Genomic DNA, 24,310 nt, shown 5'->3' with positions numbered 1-24,310 from the left:
TCAGGCGGCCACCAAATCCTTTGGATGCACGTCTGCCGCTTCCAGCTGCATCTTCGTGATGTCGTTGAAGGAAAGCGTCGGGTTGGCCTCGGCCAACATTCCGATCTTCATCCAGAACTCCGCCTGCGCATTGATGGAGCGGCACATCACCGTGCTGGCCCGACGAATATCATCATGCAGGTGGTCGTCGATCTTCACGATGCCCATGGATTACCTCGAATGTTGCACGATATACGAACCGTTTATGAAACGTATATCATGCCGTCAAGGGCTCGTTCTGACGCACGACCGGTTATGGGCACTCCAGGACTTAACCATCTCGTGGAAGCCAGCTTGGCCACAATGAGGCCGGCGCGGCCCCTGGAGCAGCCTCCCTAACCTCCGTTCTGCTCACCCGGGATATGCGAAAGGCTGGCCCGTTGCGCGAAGCGATAAGGCATGGCGGAAAGATCGTGGACATGACGACATATGACGCCGCCGGCCTGCGCTGGCGCCGTTTCGAGCCTGCCGAGCCGATCTGGGCAACCGGCTATCGCCGCCTTGGCATCGGCGCCTATGATGGGCGGTCTGAATCCGGAGGACGACCATGACGTCTATCGAGGCCCAGCCCGTTGCCGCGCGCCTCTCACGCTCCGCGATCTTAGCGGCGTCCGGCCCCGCACGGGCCACGGCGGCGTGAGCCCGTCACCGGCCAGCGCGATCGAGCTTCCCATGCGCCGGCTCGGCCTTGCGGAATCCGGAAACGAGGCGTTGACGCGGCTCGTGCCGATCGAGGCACCGGTCTCGGTCGAGATCGGTGGCCTCGGCTATGCGGTCATGATGGCCACGCCTTCCGACCTTCACGACTATGCGCTCGGCTTCGCCCTGGGTGAAAATCTGGTGGACCGGCCCGACGAGGTCGACGGCGTCGATGTTGATGAGGTCGCCGGTGGGTGGGCCGTGCGAATCTGGCTGGCGCCCGAGCGAATGGAACGCGTGCGCGCGCGCGCGCGCCGGCGCGTCTCCGAAAGCAGCTGCGGATTGTGCGGCATGGACAATATCGACGAAGTGCTGCGCCCGCTGCCGAACGTCACCGCTCGGATCCGCGTGGACAGCGCCGCCATCGCGCGCTCCCTGGCGTCCCTGCGGAACCATCAACCGCTCGGCCGGGAGACCGGCGCGGTCCACGCCGCCGCGTTCTGCACGGCGGACGGCCAGATCCTTTGCGTGCGCGAGGATGTCGGCCGGCACAACGCGCTCGACAAGCTGATCGGCGCGCTGGCGCTCGGAGGGATTGATCCGGCGGGCGGGTTCATCCTGCTATCCGCGCGGTGCAGCTGCGAACTGGTCGAGAAGACGGTGCGCGCCGGCTGCCCGATGCTCGTCACCATCTCCGCGCCGACCAGCCTGGCCGCCGAGCGGGCGGCGGGGGCCGGCTTGACGCTGGTTGCGCTCGCGCGAACGGATTCGGCGCTGATCGTCAGCGATGCGCAGCGGATGATCGCATGAGAACGCTGGGCGTCGTTCTGGCCGGCGGCCAATCCCGGCGCTTTGGATCGGACAAGGCGGTGGCGATGCTGGGCGGCCGGGCGCTGCTCGACCACGCGATCGATGCGCTACGGCCCTTTTGCGAGGCGCTGGCGATCGCCGGGCGAGCCTCGCCCGACCTGATGTCCATCGACGATCGGCCGCGCCCCGCGCTGGGACCGCTGGGCGGCCTCGCCGGTGCACTGGCCTATGCCAACGACCAGGGGTTTGCCCAGGTGCTCAGCATCTCCGTCGATTGCGTCTGGCTGCCGCCCGACATCCTTCGACTTCTCGATCCTGCTCCCTCCTGCCTGGCCGGGCAGCCGGTCATCGGGCTGTGGCCCGCCACCGCCCTGGCCGACCTCGACGCCGAGCTGGCCGGCGATGGCGGACGATCCGTCCGCGCCTTTGCCGCGCGGATCGGCGCGCGGGCGGTGGCGGGGGATTTTGCGCCTCCGAACATCAATACGCCGGCCGACCTGGCACAGGCGGCCGCCGCCCGCACCGCGCCGCGCTAGCCGGCCACCACGCGAACCGGAATGGACTTGGCGGCCGGCGTGCCGCTGGTCTTGTCGTGATAGTCGAGCGGCAGAAGCGGATTGAGCTCCGGATAGTAGCCGGCGACCGATCCGCGAGCCATCGGATAGTCAAGGAGCGTCAGCCCCTCGACACGGCGGTCGATCCCATCGTCGCTGATCGTCTCAAGCGCGACGCGCGATCCAGCCTCCAGTCCGCGGCAGGTGCGGTCCTCGGCGTTCATGAAGAGGACCATGCGATCGTTGTACACGCCGCGATAACGGTCGTTGTAGCTGTAGATCGTCGTGTTGAACTGGTCGTGCGAGCGCACCGTGGCGAGGCGCAGCATCTCCGGGTCGGCGACCGGCGCGTTCACCTCAAGGCCGGGCAGGACCAGGAAGTTGGCCTTGCCATTGGCGGTCTGCCAGACGCGGCGGCGCGGCGGCACGTCGAGGTGGAAGCCGTTGGGCGCCTGAATACGCTCGGAGAAATCGCTGTAGATCGCCGGATAGACGTCAGCGATCCTGTCGCGGATGCGGCCATAGTCGTCGATATAATCGGCCCAGGGCACCTTGCTCGCCGGCAGCGTCGCCATCGCCATCCGGCAGACGATCTCCACCTCCGGCATGAGGTCCGGGCTCGCCGGCTCCAGAACGCCGCGCGATGCGCTGACGTTCGAGAAGGAATCCTCGACCGTGATGAACTGCTCGCCCAGCGCCGTGCGGATCGCCTCGGAACGCGCGACGACGGGGAGGATGAGCGCCTCGCGGCCGTGAACGAGATGGCCGCGGTTGAGCTTGGTGGTGATCCCGACGGTCAAGGCGAGCTTGCGCATCGCCGCATAGGACCGGTCGGTGTCGGGGACGGCACGGACGAAATTGCCGCCGAGGCCGATGAAGACCTTGGCGGTGCCCCGCTCCATCGCCGCCACGCTCTCGACCGTGTGGTGGCCGTGGGCGCGCGGCGGGTCGAACCCGAAGACGTCGCGGACGCGGTCGAGATAGGCCTCTGACGGCTTTTCGTCGATGCCGACGGTGCGGTCGCCCTGGACGTTGGAATGGCCGCGGATGGGCGAGATGCCGGCGCCGGGCCGACCGAAATTGCCCTTGAGCAGCAACAGGTTCGCGACCTGCTGGACCAGCTCGGATCCCCGCAGCTGCTGGGTGATGCCCATGCCGTAGCAAATCATCGTCGCGCGGGCGCGGATATAGATTTCGGCGCAGCGGCGGATCTGCGCCTCCTCGACGCCGGAGGCGGCGACGATATCGGGCCATGCGAGGGCCAGGACCTCGTCCCGGACCGCCTCGATGCCGATCGTGTGCTCGGCGAGGAAATCGTGATCGAGGATTGCCTCGCCGGCCGCTTCCCGCTCGAACATGACCTTCATCATGCCCTTCAGCAGTGCGAGATCGCCGCCGATCCGGATGTGCACGAACTCGCTGGTGATCGGGGTCGAGCCGAACGTCGCCATCTGCACGATGTCCTGCGGCTCGGTAAAGCGGATCAGCGCCCGCTCCGGCATCGGATTGACCGCGACGATCGGGACGCCGCGTTTCCGCGCCTCGACCAGGTTGCTCATCATGCGTGGCGAATTGGTGCCGGTATTCTGCCCGAGGATGAAGATGGCGTCGGTATGCTCGAAATCCTCCATGACCACGGTGCCCTTGCCGATCCCGATCGAGAGCGGCAGGCCGCGGCTGGTCGGCTCGTGGCACATATTCGAGCAGTCGGGGAAATTGTTCGTCCCGAACTCGCGCACGAAGATGGAATAGAGGAAGGCCGCTTCGTTCGGCGTGCGTCCCGAGGTATAGAATTCCGCTTCGTCGGGGCTGTCCAGCGCCTGGAGATGGCGGCCGATCGTGGCGAACGCCTCGTCCCAGCGCACCGGCACATATTTGTCCGACGCCGCGTCATAGCGCATCGGCTCGGTGAGGCGGCCCTGCATCTCCAGCCAATAGTCCGTCTGCTCCATCAGCTCGGTGACGGTGTGCTGTGCAAAGAAATCCCGGGTAACGCGGAACTTGGTGGCCTCATGCGCGAGCGCCTTGGCGCCATTCTCGCAGAAATCGAGCGTCTTCTTGCAGTCGGCGTCGGGGTAGGCGCAGCTCGGGCATTTGAAGCCGCCGGGCTGGTTCATCGAGAGGAGGGCACGCGAGCCCTTGGTGATGACGCTCTGCTCGAGCAGAACCTTGGCGGTCGCCGCCGCGGCGCCCCAGCCACCGGCGGGATGGTTGTAGGTCTTGTACCGAGGCGTGTCGTCGACCATCGCGCAACTCCCCGACTTTCGTAGAACATATTCCCCGCTGGCGCCAAGATGATCTCCGCCTAGAAATCGAGCACGTCGACGGTTTCGCCGGCCGCGCGCGCCGGCGCGCCGATGCCGCGACGTACGAGCAACTCGGCGGCGGCGAGCGCGCGTTGCGCGCCGCTGTCCTGGTCCGAAAGCGGCATGACCCGGTTTCCGGCCCAGCATGCGCGCACGAAGGTCTCGCGATCGCGAACCGCCGGAAGCCCCTCGGCCAGCACGGACTCCCGCCAGCGCAATGCGGAGCTCGGATCGCCGCCGCCCATGCGCAGCAATAGCGGCGCGAGGAACAGGCGTGCGGCGACCAGCGCCGACGTCGGGTTGCCCGGCAGGCCGAGCACCAGCTTGCCCCTCGCGCGCCCGAGCCACGCCGGTTTGCCCGGCTTGATGGCGACTTTGGTGAAGATGCATTCGAGGCCCGCCGGCCCGAACATGGCCTTGGCATGATCCTTCTCGCCCACCGACGCGCCGCCGGTCACGACGATCAGGTCGGCCGCATCCAGCGCGGCGCGGGCCGCGTGTTCCAGCACGCCGGAATCGTCGGGCAGCCGGTACCGGCCGGCCGGCGCGCCGCTCCATTGCGCTGCCATGGCAGCGACGCCGAAGGACACGCTTTCAGGAATCGCGACCGGAGAAGCGCGAGCCGTGCCCGGTTCCGCCAGCTCATCGCCCGTGGCGAGCACGATCACGCGCGGCCGGCAATGGACTTCGATCTCCGACAGATCGGCCGCCGCCGCCGCCACTATCGACCGCGCATCGAGCCGCGTTCCGGCGGCGAGCAATATCTCTCCAGCGCGAAAGTCTCCTCCGCGCGGCCGGATGTGCCTGGCAGGCCCGAGCGGCCTCTCGAAGCGTACGACACCGCCGTCGCGCGTCACCTGCTCCTGGATCACAACGCGATCGGCGCCCGGTGGAACCGGAGCACCGGTGAAGATGCGCACGCAGGCCCTCTCGCCGACTTCAGGCAGATCGGGCTGGCCGGGAAAGGATTCGCCGGCCAGCCGCAGCCGGGCCGGCAAGCGAGCCAGATCCGCCTCGCGCACGGCATAGCCGTCCATCGCCGAGACGTCGGCGCGCGGGGCGTCGAGACTGGCGACGATGTCGGCGGCAAGAATCCGTCCGGCGGCCTGGTCGAGCGGGATGCGCTCGACCGCGGCGCGCTCCGGCAGCGCGGCAATGCGCGCGCAGGCTTCATCGAAGCCGATCATTCGGCCGACCGGCGGTTCGGTCTGCCGCCGGCCCTGGCGGTCGGGCGCAGATCGGCAACCCATATGCCGCGGTCGATCGCGCCCGGCATGTCGTGGGGCGTCAGGGCGACGGCGCTGCCTGGTGCGTCGATCTCGAGCCCAAGTTCGCGAACAGCCCGGTCGGCCAGCCGGCCGAAGGCGACGATGGCGAGAGCCCGGCTCATGGCGCCCGTCTTGGCACGGGCATCAGCGAGGCGCCACTCTCATATCGGACCCATCAGGTCGGTCGGTGACCGACCTGTCCACCCTGGAGCCTGAATCAGCGGAAGGGCGTTTCGTTCCTGTGGCTCGGAAATACGGAAATCTCTCCTGGCGCGCATTTCCGCGCTGCACATGCGGGATTTCATCCCTTGGTCGCAGCCGCTTCGGCAGCGCATGGATCGGAACGCGCGGGCCGCGGAAGTTCAGCGGCCAGCGATCTGCCGAGCCGCATCCTTCAGGCGTTCGCGTTGCACCTTGCCGAGCGGCGTCAGCGGCAGCGCGTCGATATACGCAATGCGTACCGGCGGGAGCTCGGGGATCGCAAGTGCCTTGCCGAGATGCGCCTGCTCGATCTCGCCATTGCGGACGATCGCGAGCCAAGGCTGCGCAATTCCGTCATCGTCCTCCAGCGCGAAGGCCGCCACAGCCCCGACGCCGGCAACTTCGAGAACCGGTCCCTCCAGCGCACCGGGCAGGAACTTCTGGCCGCCGAAGTTCATCACTTCGTCCTCGCGGCCTTCGATATGGAGCATGCCGTTCGGGGTCGTGCTGCCGATATCGCCCGGATAGAACCATCCATCCTTGAAACGATGGTCGGACTCGACGCCCAGATAGCCTGTGGCGACGTCCGATCCCCGAACGCGGACGCGTCCGCTGGCGCCATGCGGCAAGCCATTGTCGTGCTCGTCGACAACCTCGATCTCGCTCCACGGCGTGATCCAGCCGACCTGGCTGCCATTGCCCAGGCTGGCGGCAAAGCCATTGGTGCACACCCCCGCCTCGGTCGAAGCATAGGTGACGTTGACCGTGCCGAGACGCAGCGCCGCGCGGTCGCGCAGCCTTGGCGCGGCATGGGCGCCGCCGATCGCGATCTGCAGGCCGGGCAGGGGCGTCGCGTCCTCGGGCAGCGCATCGAGCAGCGCGGCGAGCTGGGCCGGTGCCGCCAGCATGCCGGTCGGCTGCAGGACCGTGAGCGAGCGGGCAAGGAACTGGGGATCGGGCGCGCCGAACAGCACGCAGCCGCCGCGCGCCCAGCACCAGAGGAAGAGCGGCAGCGCGCCGCTTTCCGGGCCGATCAGGGACAGCAGCCGCTCATAGCCGAAATTGCGTGTCCAGGTATGCTCGATGCGGCGATCCATCAGCGCCCAGCTCATGCCGACCGCCTTGGGCTCACCGGTCGAGCCGGAGGAAAGCTGGACGCGGCCCAGCGCCTCGGGATCGCGCTTCGGCGTCTCCAGCATATGCGCCGGCGTGGCGATCGCATCGGCGAGCCAGGCGGCGTCGACCAGCAGATCGGGTGCGTGCGCGGGATCGTCCGACAGCAGCTTCACCGCGCCGGTGAATGCCGCCATCGGCCGCGCCGTCTGCGGGATCAGCGAGACTGTCGGCACGCCGCGGCGGGCGCAGGCAAGGATCAGGACGAGATGGCGATACGCGTCGGGCGTGCTGACTGCCACGAGCTCCGGTCCTTCGACACCGGCGCGATCGAGTGCCGCCGCCGCCTGATCGATGATCCGGTCGAAATCCCGATACAGGATGTGTTCGGCGCCGTTGGAGACGGCAACCGCCAGCGGGGACATACGGGCGGAGAAGCGGACGAGACGGTCGAACATGCAATCACACCGGATAGGAGGTCAGATCAGAAGCGCCAGCTCAGCGCTGCCCGCGCGCCGTGATCGGTCGCGCGCGTGCCATAGCTGCCGGCATAGGAAATGCCGAGCGTGACGTGCCTGGCCAGGTCCAGCTCCAGCCCGGCATCCACCACGGCATTGTCGCGGTCCAGCGCATTGCCCGCGGTGACGAAGCCCGGCCCGGTTGCGAAGCCCAGGTCGATCATCGGCACCGTGTCGCCAAAGGCGTGGCGTAGCGCCGCCGAGCCCTTGAAGCGCAGCGCGCCGCCGCCGAGCGCCATGTTGGTGCGCAGGCCGAAGCTGCCATAGGTCATGCTCTGGTCACGCTGCCCGCCATGGAGCGCGGCCGCCCCTCCCTGCTCGGCGATGTCCGAGCCCTGGAGACGGACCCAGGCCAGGCCGGCAAAGGGCTGGAGCGCGACGCCGCCGAGTTCGCCCTTGACCGCGACTTCGCCGAACACCTGCGCGGTGTTGGCGTGGTAGCGATCGCCCAGCCCCTGGTGGAGCCCGCCGAACCCGATCCGGCGCTGCGAGCGGACATCGTTCCAGGCATAGGCAGCGCCGAGCTGGACCGAGGCGATGCCGTAGCTGCCAGCGAGATAGCCGCCGGCATGATAGGTATCGGCCTTGTGCGTGGCATTGCCGGTGCGCAGCTCGCTCGCGTCGTAGCCGGTAACCAGCCCCGCGCGCCAATGGCCGCCGAACCCGGCATCGAAGCCTGCAAGGAAACCCTTGAGATCGCGGTCATAGCCTTGGGCCAGCGCGCCGTGGTGCATCGAGCCCCAATTGCCGAGGGCAGTGCCCCAGACCGACAGGCCCTCCTCGCCCGCCAGGTCGCCGCGCGCCAGCATCGCCTCGCGCGCGAAGCGACTGTCGTCCAACAGCCGGCCGCGCATGCTGGCATAGTCCGAGCCGGAAAGCTGGTCGAAGGCCGCGCGCGCTTCCGGCGCGGTGAGCGCGACGACTGCGTCGTAAACGGTGTTGCCCAGGCCCAGTGCCTCGACCGCCGGGCCAACGCCGCGCTGATTGCGCGTCTGCGCCACCGAGGCGAAGTCGATCGTGTTGCGCTTGAGGCTGAGCGTCACCGCGTTGGCGCCATAGGCGAGGCTCGGCGTCAGGAAGGCGAGGTTCGAGGTCACGCTCGAGAAGGTGCCGGTCAGGCCGCCTGTGGCGGTCAGGATCGTGTAGCTGGTGTTGACCGCGTAATTGCCGTCCGCCGCGAGCACGCTGACCACCGCGCCGCTCTGGATCGATGCGCTGCCGTTCACGACGATCTTGTCGCTCTGGCCGGAGGCGTTCGCCTCGACCTCGTAGGTGCTGCCCGAGAGGAAGCTGAGATTGCCCGCCACGGTGAGCGTGCCGATCGAATTGCCCGGCGCGATCGTGCCGGCGATGCGGCTCGCGCCGATCGTGCCATTGCCCTGCAAGCGCCCGCCAGCCAGCACGTCGATCGTGCCGCCCAGCGTGCCGTTGACCGAGAGCAGGCTGCCGATCGTGGTGACGCCGGCAAAGCCGGCGGAGTTGCCGGTGAGCAACACCGTGCCGCCGCCGCGGAACAGCACGCTGCCCGCGCCGGTGAGCGTTCCGGCATAGCTGCCGTTCACCGCCTGGTCGAAGACGAAGCTGGTGCCGGCACCGAGATCGAGATTGCCGGTGAACAGCGTCGAGGTGGAGACCAGGCTGCCGCCGGTGACCCGCCAGTTGCCGCTGCTCGCCGCGGTTAGGGTCAAGGCTCCCGCGCCCGACTTCACATAGCCGCCCGCCCCGCCGGTCGTGCCGGCGAAGCTCGCATTGCCCGCCTGGTCGAACACGACCGTGCCAGCATTCTGGACATTGCCGCGGATCGAGGCGGCATTGCCGATCAGCGTGCCCGCCTGGACGATTGTGCCACCGGCATAGCTGTTGGCGCCGGTGAGGGTGAGCGTACCGAGATCGGTCTTGACGAGCGCCGCGGCGCCGGTGAGCGCCGAGGCTATGGTGGCGCCGATGCCTGCCCCCGCGGCGGTGCCGTCGCCGACGCGGACGATCGCCTGCTCGCCCGACAGCGCCAGCGCGCCGCCGGCGAGAGTATAGCCGCTGACGGCGAACTGCATGCCGGTCGCGCCGACCTGGCCCGCGCCATTGTCGATCGTGACCGTGCTGCCATTGCCCTGGAACACCGCGAACCCCGGCACAGGCTGCATCGGCCCGTTGAGCGCGCCGTTCGCGTCGGTCCAGTTGCGTGTGCCGAGGCTCCAGGCGCCGCTGCCACCCTCGATCCGTCCATTGTCGTGGTTGGCGGCGATGCCGCCGTCCCAGAAGGACAGAGTGACGCCGCTGCTGTTGACCAGGTTGACCTGGCCGGCATTGGCGGTCTGGACGAACAGGTCGCCGGTTCCCGTGCCGAGCGCTAGGCCCTTGTCGGTGAGCGCACCGCCATAGGAGAAGAGGCGGTAGATGCCCGTGCCATAGCCCGGCTGGGTGGCGACGTTGAGCGTGCCGTCCAGCGTGAGGTCGCCGGCGATGGCGAACAGCGCGCTGGTCGAAGGCTGGCCGAGCGTGATGTCGACCATGCTGCCCGAACCGAGCACCAGCGCGCCCATCGACAGAGTCGATCCGCTGATGCCCGCGAGATGCGCGCCGTCGGCCAGCGTGACCGTGCCGCCGATGCTGCCGGCACCCGAAAGCGTACCGCTCGCGACGTTGAGGTGCGCGTCCGCATTGCCGAACTGGCCGGTGACAGCGAGGCCGGCGCCGGAGGCAGTGAACGTTCCGCCAAAGCCGCCGCTGCCGCCGCTGAGCGTGAGGCTGCCCTGCGCCTGGCTGACGCTGCCATTGCCCGAGAGCGCGCCGGCATAGGTCACCGCGTCGCTGCGATCGAAGACCAGCGCGCCGTTCACGGCGACGTCGCCGGTCAGCCAGCCCGCAGTGCCGCCATTGCCGATACGCAGCGTGCCGCCGGCGATGACGGCATTGGTGCCGGTCGCGGTGCCGGCGAGGATCGAGGTGCCGCTCGCCTGGGCAAGCGTCCCGCCGGCGAGATTGGCGTTCACCGTCGCACCGTTCAGCGTATAGCGCGCGGCGGACAGCGTGCCCGCGCCCGAAAGCGTGCCGGAGAGCGCGAGGCTGCCGATCGTGTCGCTGAAGCCCTGCAGATCGAGCGTCGTGCCGGATGCGACCATGATCAGGGCATTGTCGGCAAGGCGGTTCGAGCCGCCGAGGCGGAGCGTGCCGCCGTCGATCTCGACGGCCTGCGCGGCCGTTGTGCCGTTCAGCAGCGAAATGCCCGAGCGCTGGATCAGCGTGCCTGCGCCAAGGTTCGCATCCAGTGTCGCGCTGTCGAGCGTGTAGGTGCCGGCGGCAAGCGTGCCGGTGCCCGAAAGCGTGCCGGCCAGCGCCAGCGTCCCGACCGTGTCGCTGAAGCCCTGTAGTGCCAGCGTCGCGCCGTTCGCCACCGTGACCGCGGCGGTGTCGGCAAGCCGATCCGAGGCCCCGAGCCGGAGTGTGCCGCCGTCGACGCGCACGGTTTCAGCCTGGGCGATGCCGCTCAGGAACGACGTGCCGGAGCGCTGGATCAGCGTGCCTGCGCCAAGGTTCGCATCCAGTGTCGCGCTGTCGAGCGTGTAGGTGCCGGCAGTGAGCGTCCCGGTCCCCGCGAGGGTGCCGGCCAGCGCCAGTGTCCCAACGGTGTCGCTGAAGCCCTGCAGCGCGAGCGTCGCGCCGTTCGCCACCGTGACCGCGGCGGTGTCGGCAAGACGATCCGAGGCGCCGAGCCGGAGCGTGCCGCCATCGACGCGCACGTTCCCGGCCGCGGCGCTGCCATTCAGGAACGAAGTCCCCGAACGCTGGACCAGCGTGCCTGCGCTGAGGTTCGCGCCCACCGTCGCGCCGTCCAACGCGTAAGTGCCGGCGCTCAGCGTGCCGGTGCCCGAAAGCGTGCCGGCCAGCGCCAGTGTCCCGATCGTGTCGCCATAGCCCTGCAGCGCGAGCGTCGCACCGTCCGCCACCGTGACCGCGGCGGTGTCGGCAAGGCGATCCGAGGCTCCGAGCCGGAGCGTGCCGCCATCGACACGCACCACTTCGGCCGCGGCGCTGCCGCTCAGGAACGAGGTCCCCGAATGCTGGACCAGCGTGCCCGCGCCGAGGTTGGCGCCTACCGTTGCGCTGTCGAGCGAATAGGTGCCGGCAGTGAGCGTCCCGGTCCCCGCGAGCGTGCCGCCGAGCGCGAGGCTGGCGACCGTGTCGCTATAGCCCTGCAGGTCGAGCGTGGCCCCCGTCCCGACCGCGACCGCGCTGGTGTCTGCCAGGCGGTCCGACGCGCCGAGTCGGAGCGTGCCGCCATCGACGCGCACCACTTCGGTGGCGGCGGTGCCGTTGAGCAGAGAAAGGCCCGAATGCTGGACGAGCGTGCCGATGCCGAGATTGGCGTTCACCAGCGCGCCATCGAGCGCATAGGTGCCCGCGGTCAGTGTACCGGTGCCGTTCAGCACGCCGGCCAGCGCCAGGCTTCCGACTGTGTCGGCGAAGCCCTGGAGGTCGAGCGTCGCGCCGCTCGCGATCGTGACCAGCGCCGTATCGGCCAGACGATCATCGGCGCCGAGCACCAGCGCGCCGCCCTCGACATGCACCGCCGACCCCGCCGAGCTGCCATTGAGCAGCGTCGTACCCGAGATCTGGTGAATCGCGCCGCCGCCCAAGTCGTGGTCGATGGTGCCGCCGAGGAAATTGTAGAGCGCGGCGGTGAGCGTGCCGGCGCCGACCAGATTGCCGCGGATGGTGAAGCTGGCGACGGTCTCGTCGAAGCCGTTCATGTCGAGCGTGGCGCCGTTCAGCACCTCGAGCGTCGAATCGTCGGCGAGTACGCCGGCAGCGCCGAGGCGCAGCGTGCCGTCCTGCACCGAGGTGAGGCCGGTATAGCGGTTGGCGCCCGAGAGCGTCAGCACGCCGGTGCCGGTCTTCACCAGCCCGCCGCTGCCGCCGATCACGCCGGAGAACAGGCTGTCCAGATTGTCGCCACCCAGCATCAGGTCGTTGGTGCCGAGCGCTACCGTGCCGCCGCCGGAGAGATTGGCGATGGTGACGTCGCCGGCCGCGCCCGAAATGTCGAACGCGCCGTTCGCGATCACCGCGCCCGCGCCGACCGTGCCGGTCAGCGCCAGCGTCGCGCCGGTGTCGATCCTTGTGGTCCCGGCATAGCTGTTGGCGCCGGCGAGCGTGCTGCTGCCCGCCGCGAAGATCAGGCCGCCATCCCCGGAAACCTCGCCCGAGAAGCTGCCGCCGCCGGTCAGTGTCAGGCTGTTCGCGCCGAGCAGGACCGTGCCGCTGCCGCTCAGTCCGCCGATGCGCGCGGCGCCGGCGTGCAGGCTGATGTCGAGCGTGCCGTCGATCTGCGCCGCGCCGGTCAGCCCGCCGTCGAAGCCGAGCAGATAGAGGCCGGCCCCCGCATCCACGGTGGTGGTGCCGGTGTAGAGCTGCGTGGCGCTGAACTGGCCGTCGCCGCCCAGGATGTGCACGCCGCCGGTGCCGTCCATGACGCCGCCATAGACCTGGTAGCCATTGGTGATCTCGAGCGTCTTGCCGCCCAGATGCACCGCGCCATTGTCGGAAAGATCGCCGATGGCGAGGCTGTCGGCGGTGATGCCCGAGATGTCGAGCGAACCGAAGGCGATGGCGACCTCGGCATCGGCGCCGATCGTGCCGTCGCCGGCCAGCGCGACGGTGCCGTCGAACACCAGCAGGCGCGACAATTCGTTCTGGCCGCTCAGCGTCCAGGTGCCGGTGCCTTCCTTCCGGACGCGGCCGGGGCCGAGGATTGCGCCCGAGAAGCTGGTGTCGGCATTGTCGCCGCCGACATCGAGGTCGCCGAAGCCGAGCTGGACGCTTCCTCCGCCCGAGAGCGACGCCACCCTGGCGTTGCCGACCAGGTTGCCGAGATCGAAGAAGCCGTTCACGGTCACCGCCGAATTGGCGATCGACCCGGACGTGAGCACGTCCCCGGTATTGAAGTCGAAGGTGTTGCGGAGCGCCAACGTTGCGCCGCTGTCGATCACCGTGTCGCCGCTATAGCTGCTGGCGCCGGTCAGCATCAGGTTGCCGCCCGCGATCGTCAGCCCCCCGGTGCCGGTGATCGTGCCGCCGAAATGGTCATTGGCGTCGAGCAGCGTCAGCCTGGCGCCGCCGAGCGCCACGATGCCCCGATCGCCGCCCAGCGACGCGAATTGCGTCATCTGGGTGGAGACGCCCGAGGCATCGAGCGTGCCGCCCTGGAGGAACAGCCGCGCAGTGTCGCCGAGCCTACCATTGCCCGCGAGCGCAAGCGTTCCGCTGTTCAGGTCGATCCGGTTGAGTGCGTTCCAGCCGGTGAGCGTCAGCGTCTCGGGCCCGCCCAGCGTCAGGTCGCCGCCCAGGCTGTCGAGCGTGCCGGCGAACATGGTCGAGGCATTGCTGCCGACATAGAGGCCCTTGGAGCCGATCAGGACGGTGCTGCCCGCCACGCCCGAGAGGTTGTGGATGTTGGTGGCACCGAAGCCGCTCTGGCCGACCTTGAGCACCGTGCCGGCGCCGGTGAGCGAGACCGAGGCGACATTGGAGAAGGACGTGCTGTCGTTGAGCGACAGCGTGCCGCTCTGGATCACCGCATCGCCGGTGAAGCCATAGGCGTTGGTCAGCAGGGTCGTGCCGGTGCCGGCCTGGACGAAGGTGCCGCCGCCGCCGAGGCCGTTGATCGACGCCACATCGGAACGATCGACCGTGAGCGTGCCCGCCTCGAGCACGATCGGGCCGCCGACCGAGCCGCCGGTGCCGCCATTGCCCAGGATCAGGCTGGCATCGCCGAGCAGCCGGGTGGTGCCGCTATTGGTCCAGTTCGTCGTCACGCGCTGGGTGCCCGAGCCGATCGTCACGCCGCCGGTGCCGCCGGTGACGGTGCCGGCGAAGTCGCTCTGTCCCCCGTTGCCGTTGATCACCAGGCTCCGGTTGCCGAGCGTGATCGTGCCGGCGCCCGAGAGCGTGGCCAAGGTGAGCGTATCGCTCATGCGCTGGAGATCGAGCGTGCCCGCCACCGCGACGTTGCCGCTGGCGAAGCTGCCCGCGCCGAACAGCGCCAGTGTGGCGCCGGCATCGATCGTCGTGGCACCGGTATAGGCCTGGCCGGCCGCCAGCCCCCAGTTGCCGCCGCTCAGATGCACACCGCCGCTGCCCTGGATCGCACCGCCGAAGTCGTGGCCCGACACGGCGTTGCCGATCGCCAGCACATTGTTGCCGAGCTTGACCGTGCCGCCCGCGCCGCCGAGATTGGCGAGCGCATAGGTGCCGCCGGTACGGGCAGTCAGGTCGAGCGTGGCGCCCGCCGACATCTGCAGATCGGTGGACGAGCCGAGCGTGCCGGCACCCGACATGGCGAGCGTCCCCGATGCGATGCCGGCTCGCCGCACGTCGCTCTGTCCGGTCAGCGTGAGCGTCGCGGTGCCGCCGAAATTGATTGCGTTGGGCGCCGGTGCGTCGAAGGTGCCGGCGAAGTTCGTATCCTGGGTGGTCGACAGGGCCAGTCCGGAAATGCCGACGCGGACCACGCTGCCGCTCACGCCCGAGAGGTTGTTGATCGCCGCACTGGTGGCAGTGGCGCTGGCATCGAGTACGCTGCCGGCGCCGTCGAGCGCGACCGAGCTGCTGCCGCGCAACGCCTGGCCATCATCGAGGAACAGCGTACCCGCCTCGATCACGGTGGCGCCGGTGAAGCCGCCAGTGCCCGAGAGATGCGTGGTGCCGGCCCCCGCTTGGACCAGGCGGCCGGCCCCCAGCAGCCCGTTGATCGTCATGCCGTCCGAACGATTGATCGTGAGCGTGCCGGTGCCGAACGAGATGAGGCCGGCCAGCGAGCCGCTGGTGCCGCCATTGCCGAGCGTGAGATTGGCGTCGCCGTGGAGATAGGTCGTGCCGGCGAAGCTGCTGTCGCCGGCGAGCGTGAGCGTGCCTGCGAGGACGGAGAGCGAACCGCTCGAATAGCTGTCGCGGATGAGGCCCGAGAAATTCCCGCCATTGCCGAGCGTCAGCCCGTTGCCGTTCAGGTCGAAGACGCCCGCGCCGGACAGGCTGCCGACCGTCTCGCTGCCGCCGAACAGCTGCGCGGTGGCGCCGGACAGGACGATCAGATCCGAGGTGTCGGCGATCGCGTCGCCATAGTTGAGCTGCAGGATGCCCGCGGCCGCAGTGGTCGTGCCGGTCCATGTGTTGTGCCACAACTGGGTGAGGCCGGTGCCCGCCTGGACGAAGTTGCCCGCGCCGCCGGTATAGCCGACCGCATAATTGTCCGAATGATTGATCGTCAGCGTGCCGGCGTTGAGCACGAAGGGCGTGCCGGAGACATAGCCGCTGGTGCCGCCGTCGCCCAGCGTGAAGTTGCCGCCGTTGAGCGCGATCGTGCTCGGGCCGCCGCTGCCGGTGTAGACGAAGGTGCCGCCGGTGAGAGAGAGCGTGCCGCTGCCGTTGAGCTGGCCGGCATAGGTGCCGCCATGGGTGACGGTCAGCGTGTTCCCGTTGATGAAGGTGGCGCTCATCGGCGAACCGCCCGACAGGCTGCGAACCGTCGCGTCGGCGTTCAGCAGCTGGAAGAAGCCGTTGGCCGTCACGTCCGAATTGGCGAGCGAGCCCGCGCCGCTCAGATTGAGTTGCGCGCCGGACGCGATCACGGTCGTGCCCGAATAGCTGTTGGCGCCGGCCAAGGTGGCGATGCCGCTCGACAGGGTCACACCGCCTGTGCCCGAGATCACGCCGGCATAGCTGTTGCCGTAGCTGCCATTGACGATGGTCAGCCGCTTGTCGCCCAGGATCACCGAGCCGCCAGAGCCGCGCAGATCGTTGATCGAGGTGCCGGTACCGCCAACCCCGGAGATGTCGAACCCACCGCCGTTCACTGCGATATAGCCGGCGCTCGCCAGCGAGCCGGCATCGATCAGCGCGATGGTGCCGGCGCTGATCAGCAGCGGCGCGGTGAGGCCGGAATTGTTGCCGGACAAAGTGAGCGTGCCCGATCCCGCCTTGGTTATCCCGCCGGAGGAAGTGCCGCTGAGCGTGCCTGCAAAGATCGTGTTCGCGCTGTTCGCCAGCGTGGTGCTCTTGCCGCGCAGCAGCACCTGGCTTCCCGCGACGCCGGACAGGTTGTTCAGCACGGCGCCGTCCGAGCTGTTGTTGTCGAGCACCGCCGTCGCGCCTGTCAGCGCGATGCCGGAGGTGCCGGAAAGCGCGCCGACGCTCGTGAGTTGCAGCGTTCCGGCCTCGATCGTGGTGGCGCCGGCATAGTTGTTCGCGCTGCTGTACAGGAGCATGCCGCTGCCGCGCTTCACCACGCCGCCGCTGCCGGAGATCGCGCCGATCTGCGTGTAGGTGCCGGTTTCGTCGAAGATGATCGTGCCGTCGTTCGCGATGGGGTTGTAGCCGTTGCCCAGCGCGGTTCCCATTCCCTGAAGCGTCGCCCCGGCCAGGATCCGGGTGCCGCCGCTCCAGAAATTATTCTGGTTGGTGAGCACGATCGTCCCCGATCCGCCGATCACCAGCGGCTGGCCCGTTCCCTGTTCGAGGAGCTGCCCGGTGAGCGTGGCGACCACGCCGCTGTCCGCCTCGAGGCGCGTGGGATCGTTTGTCGGGTCGGCCGAAGCGAGGATGATCTGGTTCGTATAGGTGCCGGTCGCGCCATATTGGATCGTCGGGTCGATCGCGGTGATCCTGCCGGTGCCGAAAGCGCCTGCGCTCGTGGCGCGGAGGATTGCGCCGTTGACGGTGATCGCGCCGGTGAGCCCGCTGCCGTTGAAGACCAGCGTGCCGCTCGGGGTGCCGTTGCCGGCGCCGATCACCATCGCCGGGCTCGCGGCCGCGCCGTTCAGCGTCCAGGTACCGCTGCCGACCTTGTTGAGGATCTCGAAGGTCGCGACGTTCGCCAGGTCCAGCGTGCCGGTGGTCGTGCCGCCGAGCACCAGCGTATCGGTGCCGGCGCCGCCGGCGAGCGCCCCGAAGGTCGCCCCGGTCATGATGTTGAGCGTATCGTCGCCGCTGCTGAGGCTGATCGAGCCGATCGTCACCGAACCCGGATTGAGCGTGACGACATCGTTATAGGCCGACAGCGAGATCGCCCCGGAGCCACCCGAGATGGTGCCGCTGTTGACCACGGTCGTCGCGGCGCCCGCGGAAGTGATGCCGTAGGACACGCCGATCAGCGAACCGGTGTTGGTGATGCTGCCGCCGCCGTTCAGGGTCGCGCCGATCGCGCCGTTGACGCTGCCCGAATTGGTGAGGGTCGCCGTGCCGGAGGGCACATAGATCGCGAAGCTGGTCGAATTGATCGTGCCGGAATTGTTCAGCGTCGATCCCGACGCGTCCGTGCGGATCCCGATGTTCGCCGTGATCGTGCCGCGATTGTCGAGCGTCGAGGCCGCGCCGGTGCTGCGCAGGCCGGTGCTGTTGTTGCCGCTCGCGTTGATCGTGCCGTAGTTGGTCGCGGTGCCGCCCGCGTTGAGCATGATGCCGGCGGCATTGCCCACGCCGATCGTGCCGCGATTGTCGATCGTGCCGGCCGCGCCGGCGACGTTCACGCCGTTGCCGCCGCTGCCGCCGCCGTTGATCGTGGCGCCGGCATTGTTGGTCAGGGTGCCGCCGGCGAGGAAATTGACGCCGAAGGTGGAGCCCTGGATCAACCCCGAATTCACGACCGAGGATGCCACGGTGCTGGTGATGCCCACGCCGCCGCGGACAGTCCCGCCGTTGTTGGTCGTTCCCGCGCTGCTCCGCGCGATGCCGGATACGCCGCCCTGGACGGTGGCGTCGGAGCCGACATGGATGTCGGTCGCGGTGGAGCTGCCGGTATCGATGCCGGCCGAAACCGCATCGATGCTCGCGTTGACGCGGATGACGTTCCCGGCGAGCCCCATCCGGTTCTCGAAATAGATGCCGGTGTTGACGTTGCTGATCGCGCCGTTGGAGGTGATGTCGAAGCGGGCGGACGATGAGCTCTCGCCAAAGCCGGTAATGCCGACCGACTGGGCCGTGCCGGTGCCGATGATCGTGCTGCCCGAGACGATCGTCGTCACGCCCGCGGAACGGGCATCGATGCCGGTCAGCGCCGAGATCGTGCCCCCGCCGGTCGTCACGTTCGCGCCGGCATAGCCATAGGCATAGATGCCGGTGCTCGCGCCCCCGGCGACGCTCACTGTGCCGAGGTTCAGGGTCGCGGCGCCGTTATTGGCCCGGCTGTACACGCCGGCCCCGCCGGTCGCCGAGATAGTGAGCGGTCCGCCATTGTTGACCAGGTCGATCGCGTCCATCGCCCGGAGATGCAGGCCGTCGGTGCCCGAGAAGCGCTGCGTCCCGCCGTTCAGCGTCAGGGTCAGGTCCCCGTTCAGGGTCTGCGCCCGGAATGCCGTTCCGCCCGCCTGCGTCGTCGCGAAGCTGTTGGAGCCGTTCAGCGTGATCGACTGGGACGTGGGATTGGTGTTCACCAGGCCGATGGCGTTCGCGGCCTGCCCCACCGTGGGGCCCGCACCGGTGGTGTTCGCGATCGTCACGTCGGTGAAGGTGATCGGAGCCCCGGCGCTCATCACGAAGATGCCGCCGCCCGCGGGGGTGTTGTCCTCTACCGTCTCGGCGCCGGCGCCGGCGATCGCCCCGCCATGTTGCGGCGATGCGATCTGGGTCTGCGCCTGCGCCGGCAGCGCCGCGGCGGCGGCGATCAGCGCGGTGGAGGCCAGCAGGGTGCGGCGGGCATTGCGCTTGGTGGCGGCGGTCATCGATACTTCCCCTGTTCTTCGCCGTCGCGCGCAGGGCGCGCGAAGGCTCTCGCGCAGGCACGGGCCTGCGCGTGGCAATTCGGTCGCGATCATGCGAAATTCGTCTGCACGGACGCGGATCGGGTCGCTGACCCCGATCCGCGCTGCCCCCGGCCGTCGCTTGACCTAGGGGAAGGCCTTAGGTGCGGCAGGCAGGCCGCTCAACGGAACAAGTTGGTACGATCTGGTCGATCACGGGGTTCTCCGATCGAGAAAATCCTGTAAACACAGCGATATCGCTCTCGTGTCTCACGTGATGGAATCCTGGATTGACGGAAGAATCCCCAGCCTGCCCGTTGTTCCCGCCCTATCTCTCGCCCGAGGACATCGCGCGGCATCCGCGCTTCGACGATGCCGTGTCGAACCTGATCGACGGCCTCGCCAATCTCTATGGCGACGACCGGCGGCTGGTGCGCGAACTCTCCGAATATGGCCGGGCCGTAACCTTCATGCTCGCGATCTGCATCGCGATGGCGGCGGAAGAGGACAGGCCGGACACTTGGCTTACCGTCGGGCGCCTGGCCCAATTGGGAGCGTTGCTGGGGCTGGGGACGGAGCGCCGCATCCGTCGTTTCGTCGAGGAAATGCGCAGTGACGGCTATCTGATCGAGACGCCGATGCCCGGAGACAAGCGGCGCCATCGCTTGCACCCCGGTCCGCGCATGCTGGAAATCGATCGCGAATGGACGGTCGTCTTCCACGCGCCGCTCGCGCTGATGATGCCGCAAGAGGCCCGCTATCAGGCTGCGATATCGGGCGACCCGAACTATCATCGCCTTTACCGTGCCGCTTCGCTGAAGACCCTCGGGCTCGCCCGGGACAACATGGTCGAGCATCTCGCGGTCGATTCCTTCATGCATCAGGCCGGCGGCTCGCGGGTGCTGGCTGCGCTCATGCGCGCGGCGCAGGACAATCCCGGCGGGTGGAGCGAAGCCGGCTTCTATTCGATGGCGGCCGAGCGCAGCGCCACCACCCGCGCCCATGTTCGCGGCATGATCCGTGCGGCGGCCGCAGCGGGCTATGTCGAGATCGCGGATGCGCCGAACTCACGCGTCCGCGCGACTCGCTTGCTCGTCGACGACTTCCGTTCGTGGGTGGCGCAGGGTCTCTCCGCGATCGATCTGGTTTCGAGATTTGCGGAGAACGCATCAGTCCCTATGCCAGAGCCCAGCTGACGGCCTTTGGGTGCGCCGGATGTTCCCATTTCAATCCCCTTGCGGGAACCGGCACGGTATTCTTGCCCGGCAAGGCCGAGTGGTCGGGTGCTTGGCACTGGTTCCGGCGCAGCGGGAATGGCCCTTTTGCCTTGGACGACATCGTCAGCACGGGATATCGCCCAAGCAGGATCGATCGAGCTCCCCTTCGGCCCCCAGCCCATTGGCTACCATCGCGGTCTCGCCGAGAAACCTGCGCCGCAAACGAGGAGCAGCGTCGCCAGCGCCCCCAAAAGCTCGGTCCACGACCGGCTTGCGGGTTGGGGGCTGAGAGTGCGCTGCTCTGGCACCAACTCGAAGCCGGACACCGCATTCGAAGGCGATGCCGGGGCCGCTCGCGCCGGTATCTTGCCGCCACCCGCGGTGGGGCGGCTCGCACCCGGCACATGGCCGAGCGAACCGACATCCGGCGCCGGCGCCATGGCCACCGCCTCCATCCCCAGTTCGCGGCGAGTGGCGGCATCGGCATGCCAGTTCCCCCGCTCGATGGCGTCACGCATTCCCGCGACGAGCTTGGCACGCGCCGCCGGATTGGCTTCGGCGAAGAAGCGGTCGAGGCCCAGATCATAGCGATCGTGCAGATAGACGTCGCGCACCGCTTCCCAATCGCGGTCGGTCACCAGATCGGGCTTGGTCGCTTCCCACAGCAACATCGAGTCCGTCAGGTCGGCCATGTAGCGCGCGCCATTATAGCCGCTCGCCTGCATGCCCTTGATCCATTCCGGATTGAGATACCGGCTGTCGCGTTCGCGGGCATAGAAGCGGTCGAGCGTCTCGATCCGCGCTTCGCCGGCAACCTGACCATTGGCGACATAGGTCTCGATGTTGCGACCGGTGCGCTGGCGCACCGCCATCGCCAGCCCGCCGAGATAGGCGGCAGGCATCGGTGTATCGAGTAGCCCATAGGCGCTGGAGGAACGACCGAACACGGCCGCATCGACGTGCTCCAGATTGGCAACGAACGCGGCGCCGTCCGCCTCGCCGTCGCTGCCATCGCCATAGGCATGGCCCAGCCGCGCCTCGTAGAGCCGGTTCATCCGCTCCGGACTCCAGCCTTCCCGATTGGCGAACTGGGTCGAAGGCGAATAGGCACCGGGTGCGGTGGAAAATATCCGGCGGAGCGCGCGACGCTCGGCGACCTCCGCCGGCACGCCTGCCCGGCGGAGCGCAGCAGCCCGCGCCTGGGTTTCGGCGCGGATCGGATTGTCCGGCTCGCCGGCAGCCGAGGCCAGAGCGACCGCGCGGGAGACCAGTCCGAGCTTGTCGCCGAAATGATCGCGATAGGTGCCCGAGGTGGTCACCAGCACATCGACCCGAGGCCGGCCAAGCGCCGCGCGCGGTTCGAGCGTCACGTCCACCACCTGGCCGCGGCTGTTCCAGACCGGTCGAACGCCGAGCAGGCGAAAGATCTGGGCTTCGCTGGTGCCGCCATTCTGCGCGGTCTCGCCCGACCACAGGACGAAGGCGACCTTGCGCGGCGGCTTGCCGGTGCGGGCGCGGTGCTGGGCGATCATGTCGTCGGCGAGCTTTGCTCCCGTAGCCCAGGCGGCCGGGGTCGGGATCGCGCGGACATCGAGCGTATAGGGATTGCGCCCGGCGGGCAGCGCATCCGGATTGCGGATCGCATCCTGCATCGGCCCCGGCGCGACATAGCCGCCGGAGAGCGCCGCGACGACCGCGTCCATCTCTCTCGGTGCCTGGGCCAGCCGTGCGGCATAGTCGTGCGCCTGCGCTGCCATCTCCGGCGCGAGCGCGGTATCGTCGCCGGCAAGTGAACGGGTGACGGCGACGAGATCGGGCGCAGTGCCCCCGTTGCCGGCCAGCATCGCCTGGACGAGCCTTGCCACGGTTGCCAGATCGGGCGCCCGACCCAGGATATGGCCACCCATCGGCATCGGTGCGCCGGCCGCCTCCTCGAGATAGCGGCGAAGCGCGGGTTCGAGAGCCTGCCAGGGCGCGCTTGCGGGATCGAGGCCGAGTGCGCCTGCCGCCCCTGCGCGGATGGCGGCGTCGCGGACCGACCGCTGGTCGGCGGGCTTGCCATCGAGCAGTTTCGCAATCGCGGCCAGATCCGGGTTGAGTCCGGCGCGCACGATCTCGGGCATGAAGCCGATGGTGACTGCCTGGGTGCGGCGCTTGTTGCCTACCCCGCCATTGGCCTGGAGCGGCAGCGGCTGGATATGCGGCAACGCGCCGATCAGCACGCCGACCGCATCGCCCGCCGCCGGGCCTTCCTGCTTGCCGGGCATCAGCGAAAGCTGGGTGAACATCGGCAGATAGGCGTCGGCGTGCTCGCCTTTCTGCATCCAGAGATAGAAGGCGAGATACTGGTGATGCGGTGGCAGGGCGCCCTTGGCGGCGAGCGCGCCGGCATCGGCCTGGACGCCCCAAATCGGATGCGCGACCAGCGTCACCTTGCCGAAGCGCAGCGCCGGGATGACGATCTGGCCATCCACGGTCATGATCCTGCCCGGCGGCGGGCCCCAGCGGGCCTCGGTCGCTTGCCGGACATCGGCGGGCAGCATGGCATACCAGTCGAGATAGGTCGCGAGCGGGACGGTGATCGCGCCCTGGGCGATCCGCGCACGCAGCGCCGCCATATCGCCGGTGCGGGTGTTCGAACCCGCCTCGGCCATGCGCTTCGACAGGGTTGCGGCATCGGGTATTGGATCGGGGCCTACATCATAGCCCTCGGCGCGCAGCCGGGTGAGCAGCGCGACGATGCTCCCCTGCGCATCCATGTAGCTGTCCGGATCGCTGCCGACATCGGCCTCGCCCGGCTCTTCATTATGATAGGGAATGACGATGCGCTTTTCGGCATTGGGCAGCCGGTGGAGCCGGGCCCAGGCCATTGCGCGAGCCACGCGCCAGCGCACCTGATCCGCCAGCGCGACATAGCCGACCGCGCCGTCCGGTGCGACGGCGCGGGCGCCCACCACCATCGGCTCGACAATGCCTTCCAGCTCGCTCAGCGCCAGCTCGCCGGTCTGGTCGGGCGCAAACCCGCCCAGGCTCTTGCGCCAGGCCTCGGGCGTGCGGCGATAATCGGTGGCGCACATCAGCGGCGGAACGCCCAGCCGGGCGGCTTCTGCCGCGCCGGCCTTCGCATCGGCATAATCCAGCCGGTTCGCGCAGAGGATCAGCGCGTCGAGGCGCTCACTGCCCAGCAGCGATGAAGCCAGATCGCGGCCAGCTTCGCGCCAGATCGGTATGGGCACGCCGCCCTGCCTTTCGATTTCGCGGATCAGCGCCGACACCACCGCTGCATTGTTCGCCAGCACCAGGCTACGATAGAAGAGAACGCCGATGCGCGGCCGGGTGCCTGCACCCGGCAGGTGACCAGCCTCCCAGGACAGATAGTCGGGAAATGTCGCGAACGGCTTGGGCGCGTCGGGGTGCCACAGGGCGAGATCGGGAAAGACCTGCGGCTGCGGCACGACAAGGGGCAGGCCCAGCAGGCGCGCGCCGGCATAGGCGAAGAGGCCCGCATAATTGTCCTCCGTCGCGTTGTCCCAATAGCGTGCGACATCGGGATGCTGCGCGGGATCGACATTGCCTGTGATCGGCGTGCCGGCGCCGACGATCAGCACCTTGGTTCGCCGCTTGGCGGTTTCGATCTGCTCGGAGAAGTTGAGCAGGCGCGGCCCGGCGGCATCGATCAGGACGAGATCATAGGAACCAAGATCCACTCCTTCGATGCCGGGCAGCAAGCCTCCGCCCAACCCGAAGAAGTCGATTGCCATACTGCCCTCGACCCGCTTTGCCGCGGCACGGGCGATCGTCGGCATTTCCGCGATATGGATCGAGACGAAGGCGATACGCGGCCGCGCCCCCTGCGCCTGCACGGAAGCCGGCGCCATGAACCCCGAAAACAACAGCAACAACGCCACGATCGCTC

At 68.7% G+C, this 24,310-nt stretch carries 10 protein-coding genes and 1 pseudogene; 4 read left to right on the top strand and 7 right to left on the bottom strand.

Going from position 1 to position 24,310, the window contains the following annotated elements; genetic code table 11:
• Positions 1 to 207, bottom strand: coding sequence for a ParD-like family protein (locus tag BGP17_RS12140; protein WP_167300262.1), 207 nt, complete (start codon positions 205 to 207; stop codon positions 1 to 3).
• Positions 208 to 458: 251 nt separating this feature from the next.
• Between BGP17_RS12140 and BGP17_RS12135 the strand changes: the two genes are divergently transcribed.
• From BGP17_RS12135 to mobA, 3 genes are all read left to right on the top strand, one after another.
• Positions 459 to 590: a hypothetical protein gene (locus BGP17_RS12135; protein ID WP_286712157.1), complete on the top strand. Its 132-nt coding sequence runs from the start codon at positions 459 to 461 to the stop codon at positions 588 to 590.
• Between the two features lie 121 nt (positions 591 to 711).
• Positions 712 to 1,488, top strand: a complete 777-nt coding sequence (gene fdhD, locus BGP17_RS12130; RefSeq protein WP_286712156.1) for a formate dehydrogenase accessory sulfurtransferase FdhD — start codon at positions 712 to 714, stop codon at positions 1,486 to 1,488.
• On the top strand, positions 1,485 to 2,024 hold the full coding sequence (gene mobA / locus BGP17_RS12125; RefSeq protein ID WP_286712155.1) for a molybdenum cofactor guanylyltransferase: 540 nt from the start codon (positions 1,485 to 1,487) through the stop codon (positions 2,022 to 2,024). The genes fdhD and mobA overlap by 4 nt, the downstream gene beginning before the upstream one ends.
• On the opposite strand, the gene BGP17_RS12120 is transcribed toward mobA, so the two are convergent.
• The 5 genes and pseudogenes from BGP17_RS12120 to BGP17_RS12100 all read right to left on the bottom strand — a co-directional run.
• A complete protein-coding gene (locus BGP17_RS12120; protein ID WP_286712153.1) occupies positions 2,021 to 4,288 on the bottom strand; it encodes an FdhF/YdeP family oxidoreductase in 2,268 nt (755 codons plus the stop codon). The two genes, mobA and BGP17_RS12120, sit on opposite strands and share 4 nt — an antisense overlap.
• 59 nt (positions 4,289 to 4,347) lie before the next feature.
• Complete coding sequence (locus tag BGP17_RS12115; protein ID WP_286712151.1) at positions 4,348 to 5,535, bottom strand: molybdopterin molybdotransferase MoeA; 1,188 nt, start codon at positions 5,533 to 5,535, stop codon at positions 4,348 to 4,350.
• Entirely contained in the window at positions 5,532 to 5,738 is a 207-nt protein-coding gene (locus tag BGP17_RS12110; RefSeq protein ID WP_286712149.1) for a hypothetical protein, read from the bottom strand. Before BGP17_RS12110 ends, BGP17_RS12115 begins: the two co-directional genes overlap by 4 nt.
• 240 nt (positions 5,739 to 5,978) lie before the next feature.
• The gene (locus BGP17_RS12105; RefSeq protein ID WP_286712148.1) at positions 5,979 to 7,388 is read right to left on the bottom strand and encodes an AMP-binding protein; all 1,410 of its coding nucleotides are present in this window, start codon (positions 7,386 to 7,388) and stop codon (positions 5,979 to 5,981) included.
• A 1,892-nt stretch (positions 7,389 to 9,280) separates the two neighbouring features.
• A pseudogene (locus BGP17_RS12100) lies at positions 9,281 to 17,236 on the bottom strand (beta strand repeat-containing protein); the annotation flags it as partial.
• A gap of 2,231 nt (positions 17,237 to 19,467) precedes the next feature.
• Between BGP17_RS12100 and BGP17_RS12095 the strand changes: the two are divergent.
• Positions 19,468 to 20,373, top strand: a complete 906-nt coding sequence (locus BGP17_RS12095; protein WP_286712144.1) for a hypothetical protein — start codon at positions 19,468 to 19,470, stop codon at positions 20,371 to 20,373.
• Positions 20,374 to 20,579: 206 nt separating this feature from the next.
• Here BGP17_RS12095 and BGP17_RS12090 read toward each other — a convergent pair whose 3' ends face one another.
• The gene (locus tag BGP17_RS12090) at positions 20,580 to 24,302 is read right to left on the bottom strand and encodes a cobaltochelatase subunit CobN (RefSeq protein ID WP_286712774.1); all 3,723 of its coding nucleotides are present in this window, start codon (positions 24,300 to 24,302) and stop codon (positions 20,580 to 20,582) included.
• Positions 24,303 to 24,310 lie beyond the last annotated feature (8 nt).

This window comes from Sphingomonas sp. 67-41 (genome assembly GCF_001899725.1).
Taxonomy (GTDB): Bacteria; Pseudomonadota; Alphaproteobacteria; order Sphingomonadales; family Sphingomonadaceae; genus Sphingomonas; species Sphingomonas leidyi.
This window is presented reverse-complemented; position numbering and strand designations above follow the sequence as displayed.